Source organism: Brevibacterium pigmentatum (assembly GCF_011617465.1).
In the GTDB taxonomy this organism is placed as follows: domain Bacteria; phylum Actinomycetota; class Actinomycetes; order Actinomycetales; family Brevibacteriaceae; genus Brevibacterium; species Brevibacterium pigmentatum.
The window spans coordinates 183,572-196,981 of record NZ_CP050153.1 but is presented as its reverse complement, the minus strand read 5'-3'; the positions used below and the strand labels follow the sequence as shown (position 1 = coordinate 196,981).

Below are 13,410 nucleotides of genomic sequence, written 5' to 3'. Positions count from 1 at the left end.
CGTGACCTACGCGCGTTGACCGATGGATTCGGTCGGAATCTCAGCCTGCGACCGACCGACCCCGGCACGCACGGCTTCACAGACCGCAACGACGAGGATGTTGACGCCGAGGCCGATGATGCCTTCGCTGATCGCCCACGGCAACGGCAGCCAGAACGTGTAGGCGATGACGACGATCAGCCCCGCCGCGAGACCGGCGATGATCGAGCGAACACTGAGACGACCGCGGAAGAAGAGAGCCGCAGCGATCGCCGGAGCGAGCTGGTCGAGGCCGGAGAAAGTCAGCAGCAGGAGGTTCGCCAGCAGGTCGGGCATGACGATGGCCAGCAGCAGCGACAGGGCAGTGGCGACGACGACGATGATCTGAGTCGCAGTGAACTGATGCCGTTCGGATCTGATCCGGAAGACATTGCGTGAAGCCAGGGTCGAGATGCCGATGAGCAGCGCGGCCGAGGGCACCATCGCAGTGGTGATTCCGGCGACGGCGAGGACTCCGATCACCCAATCGGGGAACATCTGGCCGGACAGGTGGAGCAGAGCCGAGTCGGCATCGGTGTTCCGACCGAGGATGACGACGGCCACGTAGCCGACGATGAGCGGCAGGACGATGAAGGTGTTGTAGATCGGCAGCCACAGGTAGTTCTGGCGAAGCACCGCGGAGCTGCGGGCGGCGAGGATCGGCGGCCACATGTGCGGGAGAGTCACGAAGGCCACGCCGATGGCGCTGATCGCCATGTTCGAGATGTACCAGGGGATGCCGTATTCCTCTGTGCCGTGGACGCTCAGGAGGTCGGGCATAGTGGCAGCGACGGTGTCGAAGACGTTCGTGAATCCGCCGGTGAAATGGATGGGGATCGAGATGCATACGACGAAGAGCATGACGAGCATGAGCGCGTCTTTGAAGTACGCGGTCGTGGCTACGCCTCGCAGGCCCGACCACAGGACGAAGGCGACGACGAGGATGAAGGCGATGACCATTGACCACACGCCCGTCGTTCGGTTGCCGGTAACGAGTTGGACGATGAGGCCGAGTCCGGTGATCTGCAGCTGCAGGTAGGGCAGCAGGAAGATGACTCCGCAGATGCCGGCGATGACTCCGAGGGTGCGCGAGGAGTAGCTGTGTTCGAGGAAGTCGGCCTGTGTCAGGTGTCCGCGTGCTTTGGCCATGCGCCAGATCTTCGGGCCGATGAAGTAGAGGACCAGGTAGCCGAGGGGTACGTAGGGCATCGAGTAGAAGGCGGCGGCGCCTCCCGAGACCACGAGCCCCGCGGTACCGAGGAAAGTGAAAGTGGTGAAGGTTTCGCCGGCCTGAAGCAGCCAGGTGGTGGCCACGCCGAAGCGTCGGCCGCCGACGGTCCACTCGGAGAGGTCGGCATTGGGCTTCTTGCGTCCGATGAAGCCGAGGATCGCGACGAGGACGATTCCGCCGAGGGTGACGATCTCGATAGTGCTCATCTCAGCCCTCCCGACCGTTGTCGGGGCGTGCCTGCACTTCCGGTCGGTCTCCGACTTGGGCCGATTCGAGCCTCTCGGCTTCTTCGAGGGCAAGGTCGTCGAGGCGGCCCTGCCGTTCGAGATCGGGGCGGGTCTTCTCGATGATCAGGAGGATGCCGGTGACGAGGAGGCTGCCGGGCACACAGGTCCACCACAAAATGGTCGGCAGCCCGAGGAACAGATGTGGGCCATTGAGAATCGGCAGCCATTGGAGGACGAAGGCGGCGATCACCGGAATGAGACAGAGAACCGCCCAGACCGTGACGCGACCTTTCGTCACCCGTCGTGTGTCGGAATCGGGTGTACTCATTGTGCCTCCCGCACTCGTTCGGCCGGTCTGCTCGGCCGGCGGTCCGACCACCATGGTCACGACCACGTCCATCTTCTCTCCACAATCGGTGCTGGACGGTGACGAAATGCCGCTGACAGCAAAGTCGCGTTGAAAAGCTGCCTTGGCTGAACATCAGCTGCGGGTTGAGTGAACTTCGCGCAACATTCCTTGAACTCTATTGTCAGCCAGGCTCTGGGTACCGAAGACTGGCAATCGAGTCGCAGACAGCGATGATTCGTCACCGAATGAGGAGTTGGACATGGAATCGAACGATTTCGCAGGCAACAACGACAGCGGTCAGAACGACTTCGGCAATGAGCAGCAGAGCGGTCCCGAGGGCCAGCAGCGCGGCTTCGGCGACCAGGGCGGCCAGCAGGGCCAGTCGGGTCAGCAGGAGCAGGGTGGCTTCGGCGGCCAGGAACAGCAGGCCCAGGGCGGCCAGGAACAGCAGGAGCAGGGCGGCCTCGGCGGCGGCCAGGAACAGTCCGGTGGATTCGGTGGCAACGACCGCGAGCAGGCCGGCAAGCCCGGTGGCCAGGGACAGGGCGGCTTCGGCGGCGATGATCGCGGCCAGCAGGCTCAGGGCGGTCAGAACGACGGCGGGTTCGGCGGAGACGACCGCGGCCAGCAGTCCCAGGAAGGCCAGCAGTCCGGCGGATTCGGCGGAGACTACGACCGCGAACAGGGCGGCCAGCCCGGCGGCCAGGAACAGGGCGGCTTCGGCGGCCGGGATCAGGGCCAGGGTGGCTTCGGTGGCGAGCAGGGCGGATTCGACGAGAACCGCTGATCTCAGCCCTCACATGATCGGCCGTCGTCGTTGAGACGCCGATCCACATGCACAAGCGGCGCACCAGTCATCGGTGCGCCGCTTCGTGCATTCACTCCGTGACGGTCACGACCTGACGCTGCCGTCCCAGGCCCTCGAGCTCGAGTTCGACGACGTCCCCGTCGGCCAAGTACGGGTACTTTCCCGACAGCGCGACACCTTGCGGGGTACCCGTGAGGATGACGTCTCCCGGCTCGAAGGCCATCGCCTGGCTGAGCTGGAAGATGATCTCGCCGACGGAGAAGATGAGGTCACTCGTCGACGAATCCTGCCTGGCTTCGCCATTGACCCAACTGCGCAGCCGCAGGTCACCGGGGTCCACCTCGGCGGCGGGGCGGATCCAGGGCCCGAGCGGAGTGAAGCCGGGCAGATTCTTCCCCTTCGACCACTGGCCCCCGGACTCCTCGATCTGCAGTCGGCGCTCGGACAGATCGTTGCCGAGCACGTACCCGGCGACGTGATCGAGTCCTTCCTCCGCCGAGGCGCCCCTGAAGGTCCGCGTGCCGATGACCACTCCGAGCTCGACCTCCCAATCGGCCTTCGTCGCATACGGCGGCAGTTCGATCGGGTCATTGGGACCTGCGATGGTCGAAGGCATCTTGAAGAAGATGACAGGGCGCTCGGGAGGTTCTGCTCCGGCTTCGCGGGCGTGCGCGGCATAGTTCATGCCCACGCACACGATGGCAGAAGACCTGGTCAGCGGCGCGCCGATGCGCATCTCATCGGCACCGTCGAGCGTGCTGAGCTTGCCGGCGGCGAGCGCATTTCGTACGCGTCCGATGCCGTCGGCGGCAAAGAAGTTCGGATCGATGTCATCGAACAGTGAACGGAGGTCGAAGCAGACTCCATCGTGGCGGACTGCCGGAATCTCGTGTCCGATCGGTCCCAGTCGCAGCAGTTCCATGCGGTTCCTCTCTACTAGCTCCAGGCCACGTCGTTGTGACCTGCCGCCACGCTAGCGAAACTGCCGAGGCCAATTTGGAACCGCTCAAGTATTGGACAATCGCAGCCCCGCAGAGACACGACGTATCAGGACCATCCCTCACTCGCAGTGCCACACCACCCCATTCCTGCAGGGGGTTATGCCACCACGGGTGAGGGATACCTCGCAGCCTGTAGGACGAGCCACTTGCAGGGGGTTGTGGCCCTAACAGTGAGTGATGCCCGAAAGCCCCTCGGCGCATGTTCAGCCGGCGGGGCTCACACAGCACTCACACTGTCTGCTGGCGGATGTAATCGGCTTTCGCGCGGCGGGGCACGATGACGATCGGCACCGGAGAGTTCTGCAGGATCCGCATCGCATGGCTGCCCAGGGACACTCGCTTGAGCGCACCCAGTCCGGAGGACCCGAGCATCATCACTTCCGGGTGCTTCCACTCGACGGCCCCGAGAGCCGCGGCCCAGTCGGCGCCGGTTCCCACAACGACGTCCGTCTCACCAGGCTTGATGTGCAGCTGCTCGATCGAACACAGGATCTTGTCCGTGTCGCGCTGGACGGTCTTCGTCCATTCGTCGATGACGCGCGACTCCATATCGAAGGGGACGTTCGCGGACGCGACGACTCGGGAACGCGGGGCGAACGAGGCGATGCGGAACGGCACGTCCGACTCCGCCGAGACCATCGCAGCGCCGAGGATGAGATCCGCCGAGGTGGACGACCCGGAATACGCGGCCGTGATCCGCTTCAGCCGCGCGCCCTCCGACGCTTCGAATCCGGCCGGAGCCAGAGCCACCGGCAGCCTCGCGCTGTGCAGCAGACCGTTCGACACCGATCCGAGCGCGATCTTGCCCGGCTTCCCCTCCGACGACGGTCCGACGACAAGGCGATAGGCATCGGTCTTCTCGCACATCTCGAGCAGTCCGCGCCGTGACGACCGCGCGGAGTGGAGGACGCATTCGGACTCAAGATCGCTGGGAATGAGCGCACGCGCTTCGTCGAGGGCCGCCTCGGCGACGGTGCGGAATCTCTTCTCGTACTGGCTCTCGAAGTGCACGGGTGCCATCGGGAACGCGGCGGAGTCGACGGCTGTCGCGACGATCCGGCGCCGATAGGTGCGGGCGAGGACGATACCCAGCTCGACTGCGGCGCGGTTGTCCTGACCTGGGGCGAGACCGACGACGATGCTCATTTGGCTCCTCCTGTGGAGTCCGTTCCGGCGGATTCGGGATTGGTGGGCCCCGCCTCGGCGAGCTGATTGCCGAGGACGGAGGACTTGCGGCCGAAGATGAAGTACAGGCCCAGGATGAAGGCGGTCCAGATGATGAAGACGACGATCGTGATGATCTGCAGGCTCGAGATGATCCAGAAGCAGCCGACGATCGAGAGCACCGGCAGGACGGGATAGAACGGGACCTTGAATCCGCGTTCGAGGTTCGGTTCGCGCACGCGGAGGATGATCACGGCCAGGGATACGACGACGAAGGCGACGAGGGTGCCGATCGAGGTCATCTCGGCGAGGAAGTTCAGCGGGATGAAGCCGGCAAGGATCGCGATGACGGCGGAGACGACGATCGTGCCCTTGACCGGGGTGAGGGTGCGGGGATTGACCTCGCGGAAGAGCTTGGGCATCATTCCGTCGCCGGCCATCGTGAACAGGATCCGGGACTGGCCGTAGATCGAGACCAGGGTGACGGAGAAGATCGAGATCACCGCGCCGGCCGCCACGACCGTGCCGGGCCATTGTGAGCCGACGATGTTCTCGAGGATGGCGGACAGGCCAGCGGTCTGCCCCTCGAATTCCTCCCAGGGCTGGGCAGACAGCGCGGCGACGGCGACGAGGACGTAGACGGAGGTGACGATGATGAGGGCGGCGATGAGGGCGCGGGGCATCGTCTTCTTCGGGTTCTTCGTCTCATCGCCGGCCGTGGCGACGGCGTCCATGCCGACGTAGCTGAAGAAGATCAGACCCGAGCCGGCGACGACTCCGGAGATGCCGAAGGGGGCGAAGTCGGCGAAGTTGTTCGAGTCCCAACCGGTGACGCCGACGCAGACGAAGAAGATGAGCACGCCGACCTTGAGGCAGACCATGATCGCGTTGACGACGATGGATTCGCCGGTGCCGCGCACGAGCAGGAAGCAGCACATCGCCAGCAGCAGGATGGCTGGCAGGTTGACGATTCCGCCCTCTTCCGGCGCATAGGCCAGGGCGTGCGGGATCTCGAATCCGAAGAGGTTGAACAGCAGCTGGTTGACGTACTGCGACCAGCCGACGGCGACGGCGGCTCCCGCGACTCCGTATTCGAGGAGGAGACAGGCGGCCACACCCATCGCCGGCAGTTCGCCGAGGGTCGCGTACGCGTAGGAGTAGGAGGAGCCGGAGACGGGAACGGATCCGGCGAGCTCGGCATAGCAGATGACTGCGAGACCAGCGACGGCTCCGGCGATGACGAAGGACCAGATCACGGCGGGGCCTGCCACCGGAACGGATTCGGAGAGGATGAAGAAGATGCCTGTGCCGATGGTCGAGCCCACGCCGACCATCGTCAGCGAGAACAGACCGATGGTGCGCTTGAGATCGGTTTCGACATCTTCCTTCTGCCGCGGAACCGGTTTGATCCGGAACAGCTGCTGGCGCAATGTGGGCATGTTCTTCTCCAGACATCATCGTCTTACTGACCTGCCGACGGGCCCCGAACTCGCATCCATCGGACGCCCTTCCGGGTCCGCCACTACTGAGACAATACGACAGCCAGCTCCGCAATCATCGTTCAGAACTGGAAATCTTCGGTACGAAATCCGTCGAATCTCGCCGAGGCTGTCCAGCCCTTGCGATCATCGCCGCAGGTGAAAGCGGTGAAGTGAAGCAACGAGATCTTTATTCAACAAAAGGGTTGAATAAAGATCCTGATCGCAGTACCGTATCAACCAATTGGTTAAATATGGGATTCGAAATGCAGGAGGCTCCATGGCCGATCAGCTGTCCAAGGTCTTTGCGGCACTGGCGGACCCGACCCGTCGGGACATGGTGGCCCGCCTCAGCGTCGCGGACTCGACGGTGAACGAACTCGCCGAACCCTACGACGTCAGCCTGCAGGCCGTATCGAAACATCTCAAGGTGCTCGAGGACTCCGGACTGGTCTCCCGCACTCGCGACGCCCAGCGCAGACCGGTCCACCTCGAAGACAATGTGTTCGATCTGATGACGAAATGGATCGAAAGATACAGACAACAGGCAGAGGAACGCTATCAACGCCTCGACGCTGTCCTCGAACAGATGGACGCGGACGAGGAAGCGAACAATTCGGACTCGAGCGCCGCCTCGGCGACGGGATCCGAAGATAAGTCACCCCATAGAAAATCACGCAAAGGAGCATGACATGACCACCACAGACACCGCAGCCGATTTTTCGACTCTCCAACTCGACGTCCCCGAGGGCGTACAGAGCATATCGATCACCCGCGACTTCGCCGCCACACCAGACAAGGTGTTTCGGGCGCACATCGACCCTGAGCTGTTCGTCAAGTGGTGCGGGCCCGACTCGATCACGAACACGATCCGCGAATGGAATGCGAGAACGGGCGGGAACTGGAGCTACGTCTCGACCGATGACCGCGGCGAGTACGCGTTCTTCGGTTCGTTCCACGAGGTGCGGGAGAACGAGCGCATCGTCCAGACCTTCACCTATGAGGGGTTCGCGGACGCGGTCAACCTCGAGATCCTCACTCTCACCGACCTCGGTGACGGGCGGACACGACTGATGTCGACCTCGATCTTCGACTCGGTCGAGTCCCGCGACGGCATGGTCGCCTCGGGCATGGAGCACGGCATCGTCGAGGGCTACGACAAACTCGACCGCCTCCTCGCCGAAGCTTAATTGCTACCTGACGGCGGCTCAGCAACCTGGCGCCAGGTTGCTGAGCCGCCGTCAGGTAGTTCCGGGGAATCGAAGACGCGCAGACACTATGTGGCGGCACGATCCCGTGTCATGCCGCTCTTCGCGATGTAGAAGCACAGTTCGTTGACGCCGATGAGGAAGACGCCGGACCCCAGCAGCACGGCTCCCGGGATGGTGATCGATACGAACAGCAGAACGACTCCCGAGACGAAGAGCGGGTAGCTCACACTTGTGAGCAGAATTGAACGATGGGCAGGTTCCTGCACCGTGTTGATCACCGACCTTGATCGCGAATCGAGTTGTCTTGCCCGTCGCACCTCTTGCTTGCGCATACCGTCGAAAACCAAGGTGAGACCACTCAACGATAGCTAGCGATCCAATCGGGGTCTCTCCCCTAAAAGTATGATTTCCCGCGCCCGGAACTACCCGACGGGCCCCAGCAACGTGGCGCCACCACGCTGGGGCGCCGTCAGGTAGTGCGGGGGCGTTCGGACATTGTGGCGAAGTAGGAATCGCGGCTGCGGCGCACGTGTCGGGCCATGACCTCGGCGGCCTGCTCTACCTGACCGGCGTCGATGGCGGCGATGATCTCGCGATGTTCCGGCCACGCCTGCGGGCCTCGGCGCATAAGGTTGAGCGAGTACAGCCACTCGATCTTGCCCGAGATCTGTCGCAGCAGGCTGATGAACGACAGGCTGCCGCTGAGTTCGGCGATCGCGAAGTGGAAACGCATGTTGAGCACTGCGAGGTCCTCAAAGCGTTCCTGCTCGATGACGACGTCACCGGCGTCGAGAATGGCGTCGATCTCGGCACGGACATCCGCCCACCGAGAGTCCGGATCCTGCCCGGCAGTGCGCTCGGCTACCCTGCGTGCCGCACGCTTCGCGGTCGCCGACTCGAGCACGATGCGGATCTCGAACAGGTCCTCGGCGTCTTCGACCGGTGAGGGTGCGACGACCGATCCGCTGTACTTCCGGGACTCGACGAGCCCGTCGGCCTCGAGCGCACGCAGAGCCTCCCGAATCGGAATCCGCGACACCTCGTACCGTTCGGCCAGCGCAACCTCCCGCAGCTTGCTTCCCGGCTCGAGCTTTCCCGTGATGATGTCGGTGCGGATCTGCGTACCGACATCCGGTTTGCCATCATTCGAATCGGTCATCGTCATCTTCCTACCGCGTAGCCCTGCGCGCCGCGCGGATTCGCGCCCGCGCTCAGCCGCCCGGTTTCCGGATCGCGAGTCACGCACGACAGCCGGCCGAGCTCCCAGTCCCCCGCCCGGGTCACGTTGTGACCGCGGGCAATGAGACCGCTGATGACAGCCTCGCCGAGGCGGTCCTCGACGACCGCTCCGCCCGGCACCCAGGTGCGCGGCCAGAATGAGCCCGCCACCGATGTCGTGTGAAGTGCGGGTGCGTCGATGGCCTCCTGAGCGGCGTATCCGCCGACGAGCATGCGCAGGATCAACAGCAGCTGCCACTGTTCCTGCTGGTCGCCGCCGGGTGAGCCGAGAGCGATGATCGGCTGCCCGTCTTTGGAGATCAGCGTCGGGGTCAGCGTGGTGCGCGGGCGCCGGCCCGGACGCAGTGCCGACGGGGCTGCCTCGTCGAGCCACATCATCTGCAGGCGTGTGCCGAGGCAGAATCCAAGCTCGGGGACGGTCGGCGAGGACTGCAGCCAGCCCCCAGACGGGGTCGCCGAGATCATGTTGCCCCACCGATCAACGACGTCGAGGTGGCAGGTGTCACCATTGTTGACACCGTTCTTCTGCACGGTCGGCTCACCGATCCCGGCCTTGATGAGTGCCTCTTTGTCCGCTCCTTCGGGGATGAGCGGGGTGGTGAACGACGGCGCGGCACCATCCCGAGAGGCCCCGGGCCGGAACTCGGGGGATGCCGCCTCGGTGATGAGGTCCCGACGGGCGGCCGCGTAGTCCTCGCTGAGCAGCCAATCGAGATCGACGTCAGCATCGCCGTAATAGGTGTCGCGGTCGGCCATGGCCAGCTTGAGTGCCTCGAGGATCGTGTGCGCTCCGATCTCGGTCGAGGGGTCCAGTCGTTCGTCGTCGAACCCCTCGAGGATCTTCAGCGCCTGCAGCAGCACGGGACCCTGACCCCAGGCGCCGATCTTCGCGACCTGATATCCGCGGAAGTCGGTGGTGACGGGGTCTTCGAAACCTGCGGAGAAGGACGAGAGGTCTTCGAGTGTCATCACCCCGGCATGGTCGCCGCCGGTCGAGTGTCGGTGAGGGGCGGCGATGAAGTCGGCGATGGCTTTCGCGACGAACCCGGACGTCCATTCCTTCCGGGCCGCCTGGATCCGTTCCTCCCGCGAGTCGAGTCCGTCGCCAGCAGCGATGAGACCGCGCAGCACCTCGGCGTAGGCATGGTTGAAAACAAGTTCGCCGGGCTCGGGAATCCGCCCCTCCGGCATCCACCGCTCGGCGGAGCTCGGCCAGTGCTCGGTGAAGAGTTCGCTGACCTTCCCGATCGCTCCGGCGGCCCGGGCGAGGATCGGGTGTCCGTTATCGGCGTAGTCGATGGCGAAGTCGAGCACGTCGGCGAGCTCCCACGTTCCGTGGTGCTCGAGCAGGTTGAGCCAGGAGTCGACGGCCCCGGGCACGGCTGCGGCCAGCGCCCCGGATCCGGGGATCATGTCGAGGCCTTCGCTGCGGTAGTGCTCGATCGTCGCGGCGGCCGGGGCGGGTCCCTGTCCCATCATCACCTGTGGCTTCGAGGGCTCGTCGGCGGTGGCGAAGATACCGGTCATATCGCCGCCGGGTCCGTTGAGGTGGGGTTCGACGACGTGGAGGAGGAAGGCTCCGGCGACGGCCGCGTCAAACGCATTGCCGCCGCGTTCGAGCACCGCCTGCGCTGCCGCGGTCGCCAACCAGTGCGTCGAGGCGGCCATTCCGAAGTGCCCTTCGAGGGTGGGCCGAGTCGTAAAGGCGGGTGGCGAGGTGTAGGGCATGAGGCGAAGTCCTTCGGCGATGTCACGCGGGCGCTGTGTCACGTGGGGCACTGAGTTGGCAGTCGCTATCGACAATACCCGCGCATCGGCCGACAGCGTCTTTTTGCATACCAAACGCCACCTCAGTACAGTTTGTATACAAAATGATCGACGGGGATCGTTCGTCGCCGTTGCCGGACCTCCTCGCCTGCGACAGCTGCGCGACCGGAAGACACCTGAGGCGCCAGAGTCGGCTGGCTCTCCGTCGTTCTCGCACTCTGGAAGGGATGCCATGACACGTCGCCTCGACCTGGCCATGCTGCTGTTGCTGACATTCTCGACCGGCATGGTCGACGCCATCGGCTACCTCGGCTTCGACAAGGTCTTCACCGGCAACATGACCGGCAACGTCGTCATCCTCGGCATGGGCTTGGCCGGCACCGAGGGCGTTCCAGTCCTCCGGCCGGCCCTCGCGCTCGTCTTCTTCATGGTCGGCGCGGCCCTGTCCGGTCGCATCCTCGGCGACATCGGCGAGAATTGGCACCACCGGACGACCGTGATCTTCTCCAGCGTCGCCGTCGGCTGTGCCGCGTTGTCCGTCTACGTCGCGATCGTCCCCGACCCCGAGATCGGCCTCGCCGGCACGATCTTCACCTCAGCCCTGTCCGCACTCATGGGCGCGCAGGCCGCGGCCGCCCGGAAGATGAAGATCGCCGACGTCACCACCGTGGTCGTGACCTCGACGATCGTCGGTCTCGCGGCCGATTCGAGCCTGGCCGGCGGTGACAACGTCCGCTGGGTCCGTCGGCTCCTCGCCGTGATCCTCATCCTCACCGGTGCGCTGGCCGGTGCCGCCACGCTCATGCTCAATCAGTGGATCGGCATCGCCCTCGTCGCCGTTATGATCGCCGCCGCAGCCGTGATCGGCCACCTCGGTGAGAAGAAGAGACGAACCCGCGCCGAGGCGGCCGCCGCCGTTGCCTCGAACGCCTGAGCCCACGTTCCACCACGTGGATCGTCGGCGACACCGACGCCGGCCGCCGACGATAATCGAGCCATGAGCAATGGAGCCGAGACGACAGCACTGCAACAGCCGACCTTCCCGCTGAAAGCACCTGGAACTGCGGTCGTCCATGCGGGTCCACGGCAGAACCCCCGCATCGTCTCCGTCCCGACCCGCTGGACCGAGCACGTCCTCGAACTGCCGGAGGGCGCGGACCTGTTCAACGCCCTCGAAGCATCCCTGACCGACTTCGCAGTGGACGGCATCATGGCCGAGTTCGTCTCCGGACAATTCGGTCGCATCGACTATGTCCACCCCGCCTTTGGTCCGGACGCCGATCACCCGATGTCCTTCACCGAAGCATTCAGCGTCGACAACACCACGGAACTTCGCCACGCATCTGCGACGATCGGCTTTCGTGAGGGCACACCTTTCTGCCACGTCCACGCCTCATGGACCGGTGCGGACGGCCAGACCAAAGGCGGACACCTGTTGCCGGGCACTCTAGCGGGGCCGGCCGGGCTGACGATCCGACTCTTCACCCTTCACGATGCGCGTCTGATCAGCGAGGTCGACCCCGAGACCGGGTTCTCGGCCTTCGCTCCGACGCCCACCGACCGCGCAGGCGACATGTCGGAAACTCCTGAAACGCCAAAGCGCTCTGAGACCCCGGACTTCCCCGATGCCGTCATCTCCCGGATCCGTCCCGGTGAGATCCTCGACGAGGCGGTCCTCGCTGTCTGCCGCAACGTAGGCTTCGACTCCGCCGAGGTTCTCGCGAGTCTCGGCAGTACGACCGGAGCCGTGTTCACCGATGGCACCGCCCCGTGGCCGGCCGTCGAGTTCACCCATCTGAGCGGCACCGTGATCGGGACACAGGGCAGATCTCCACAGACCAACCTCTCCGGGGAAGTCGTCGACGTCGCCGGAGAGGTCTGCGCCGGCACCCTCAAGGCCGGGGCCAACGCCGTGGCCGTGACCTTCGAACTCTTCGTCCGCCGCCTCGCCTGACCCGACAAGCCAACACAGACATGCCAGCACAGACAAGCCAACCCTGACCAGACGCACCAGCACAAACAGGCCAGCAGAGACACCGATCCCCGCATCGTCCTGAGGATGATGCGGGGATCGTCTGCTTGCGGCCGACTGCGTCAGCGACTCACGACATCACGGCCCCGCCGTCGACACGCAGGATCTGCCCCGTCGTGAACGCGGCTCCGTCCGTGGCGAGGTAGGCGACCGCCTCGGCGATCTCATCCGGCCGACCCATCCGGTCGAGCGCCTGTCCCGAGGTGTCGTAGTCCTGACCGGCGGTGAGTGCGGATTCGACCGGACCGGGTGCCACCGAATTGCAGCGGATGCCCTGGCGTCCGTACTCCTTGGCCACCCACTTCGTCAGGGCGATGATCCCGCCCTTGCTCGCCGCATACGCCGGTCCCGACCGGGCTCCGGCCTCCCCGTCGGAGACCGCTCCGCCGTTGATGCCAGAGATCGACGAGATGTTGATGATCGACCCGGTGCCCGCCTCGATCATGTGGGGGTGGACGGCGGCCTTGATGAAGTTGAACGTCCCGCCGAGGTTGGTCTCGATGTCGCGCTGCCACTGTTCGGCGGTGATCTCGTCGATGCCGATGCGTGCGGCCGTGCCCGCATTGTTCACGAGGATGTCGAGTCCCCCGAACGTCTCGACGAACGATCCGACCGCAGCGCTCACCTCGGCGAGATCCCGGACATCGAGTGAGAACGCGGCGAACCGCTGGTCCGGGTACTCCGATGCCAGCCCGGCGGCTGCCTCTTCGGCGCCCTTGAGGTCGACGATCCCGACCGAGGCACCCCGCCTGGCGAGTGCAGTGGCGATCGCCAGGCCGATGCCCTGCGCGGCACCGGTGACCAGGGCCGTCTTGTTCGTGAGCAGATACGGTTCCATGATTCTCCTTCGACAGAGTTGAGTAAGGCGTGAATTCCCCGGCCCGA

General features: G+C 64.8%; 14 protein-coding genes. 5 read left to right on the top strand and 9 right to left on the bottom strand.

What is annotated here, in order from left to right:
• Nucleotides 1-6: 6 nt before the first annotated feature.
• Both GUY30_RS00865 and GUY30_RS00860 read right to left on the bottom strand, forming a co-directional pair.
• The gene (locus tag GUY30_RS00865; RefSeq protein WP_208091458.1) at nt 7-1,455 is read right to left on the bottom strand and encodes a sodium:solute symporter family protein; all 1,449 of its coding nucleotides are present in this window, start codon (nt 1,453-1,455) and stop codon (nt 7-9) included.
• 1 nt (nt 1,456) lies between these two features.
• Nucleotides 1,457-1,804 (bottom strand): hypothetical protein, encoded by a 348-nt coding sequence (locus tag GUY30_RS00860; protein ID WP_167193283.1) that lies wholly within the window; start codon nt 1,802-1,804, stop codon nt 1,457-1,459.
• Between the two features lie 280 nt (nt 1,805-2,084).
• Here GUY30_RS00860 and GUY30_RS00855 point away from each other — a divergent pair, with 280 nt between their 5' ends.
• Entirely contained in the window at nt 2,085-2,612 is a 528-nt protein-coding gene (locus tag GUY30_RS00855) for a hypothetical protein (RefSeq protein WP_167193281.1), read from the top strand.
• Between the two features lie 91 nt (nt 2,613-2,703).
• On the opposite strand, the gene GUY30_RS00850 is transcribed toward GUY30_RS00855, so the two are convergent.
• The 3 genes from GUY30_RS00850 to GUY30_RS00840 all read right to left on the bottom strand — a co-directional run bounded on the left by GUY30_RS00850 (nt 2,704) and on the right by GUY30_RS00840 (nt 6,237).
• Nucleotides 2,704-3,555: a fumarylacetoacetate hydrolase family protein gene (locus tag GUY30_RS00850; RefSeq protein WP_167193279.1), complete on the bottom strand. Its 852-nt coding sequence runs from the start codon at nt 3,553-3,555 to the stop codon at nt 2,704-2,706.
• Nucleotides 3,556-3,862: 307 nt separating this feature from the next.
• Nucleotides 3,863-4,780 carry a universal stress protein gene (locus tag GUY30_RS00845; protein ID WP_167193277.1) on the bottom strand — a complete coding sequence of 306 codons (918 nt, stop codon included), beginning with the start codon at nt 4,778-4,780 and terminating at the stop codon, nt 3,863-3,865.
• Nucleotides 4,777-6,237: an APC family permease gene (locus tag GUY30_RS00840; protein ID WP_167193275.1), complete on the bottom strand. Its 1,461-nt coding sequence runs from the start codon at nt 6,235-6,237 to the stop codon at nt 4,777-4,779. The genes GUY30_RS00845 and GUY30_RS00840 overlap by 4 nt, the downstream gene beginning before the upstream one ends.
• A 319-nt stretch (nt 6,238-6,556) precedes the next feature.
• On the opposite strand from GUY30_RS00840, the gene GUY30_RS00835 reads away from it, so the two are divergent.
• Entirely contained in the window at nt 6,557-6,967 is a 411-nt protein-coding gene (locus GUY30_RS00835; RefSeq protein WP_062240004.1) for an ArsR/SmtB family transcription factor, read from the top strand.
• 1 nt (nt 6,968) lies between these two features.
• Nucleotides 6,969-7,466: an SRPBCC family protein gene (locus tag GUY30_RS00830; protein ID WP_167193273.1), complete on the top strand. Its 498-nt coding sequence runs from the start codon at nt 6,969-6,971 to the stop codon at nt 7,464-7,466.
• Nucleotides 7,467-7,552: 86 nt separating this feature from the next.
• Here the strand turns inward: GUY30_RS00830 and GUY30_RS00825 are convergent, their stop codons facing one another.
• The 3 genes from GUY30_RS00825 to GUY30_RS00815 form a co-directional block, all read right to left on the bottom strand.
• Nucleotides 7,553-7,714: a hypothetical protein gene (locus GUY30_RS00825; protein ID WP_167193271.1), complete on the bottom strand. Its 162-nt coding sequence runs from the start codon at nt 7,712-7,714 to the stop codon at nt 7,553-7,555.
• A gap of 242 nt (nt 7,715-7,956) precedes the next feature.
• Nucleotides 7,957-8,646: a GntR family transcriptional regulator gene (locus GUY30_RS00820; protein WP_167193269.1), complete on the bottom strand. Its 690-nt coding sequence runs from the start codon at nt 8,644-8,646 to the stop codon at nt 7,957-7,959.
• Between the two features lie 2 nt (nt 8,647-8,648).
• Nucleotides 8,649-10,454 (bottom strand): gamma-glutamyltransferase family protein, encoded by a 1,806-nt coding sequence (locus tag GUY30_RS00815; protein ID WP_167200574.1) that lies wholly within the window; start codon nt 10,452-10,454, stop codon nt 8,649-8,651.
• Between the two features lie 271 nt (nt 10,455-10,725).
• Here GUY30_RS00815 and GUY30_RS00810 point away from each other — a divergent pair, with 271 nt between their 5' ends.
• Together GUY30_RS00810 and GUY30_RS00805 are read left to right on the top strand one after the other, a co-directional pair.
• On the top strand, nt 10,726-11,427 hold the full coding sequence (locus GUY30_RS00810) for a YoaK family protein (RefSeq protein ID WP_167193267.1): 702 nt from the start codon (nt 10,726-10,728) through the stop codon (nt 11,425-11,427).
• 63 nt (nt 11,428-11,490) lie between these two features.
• A complete protein-coding gene (locus GUY30_RS00805; RefSeq protein WP_167193265.1) occupies nt 11,491-12,447 on the top strand; it encodes a PCC domain-containing protein in 957 nt (318 codons plus the stop codon).
• Between the two features lie 148 nt (nt 12,448-12,595).
• Here GUY30_RS00805 and GUY30_RS00800 read toward each other — a convergent pair whose 3' ends face one another.
• Entirely contained in the window at nt 12,596-13,363 is a 768-nt protein-coding gene (locus GUY30_RS00800; RefSeq protein WP_167193263.1) for an SDR family NAD(P)-dependent oxidoreductase, read from the bottom strand.
• Nucleotides 13,364-13,410 lie beyond the last annotated feature (47 nt).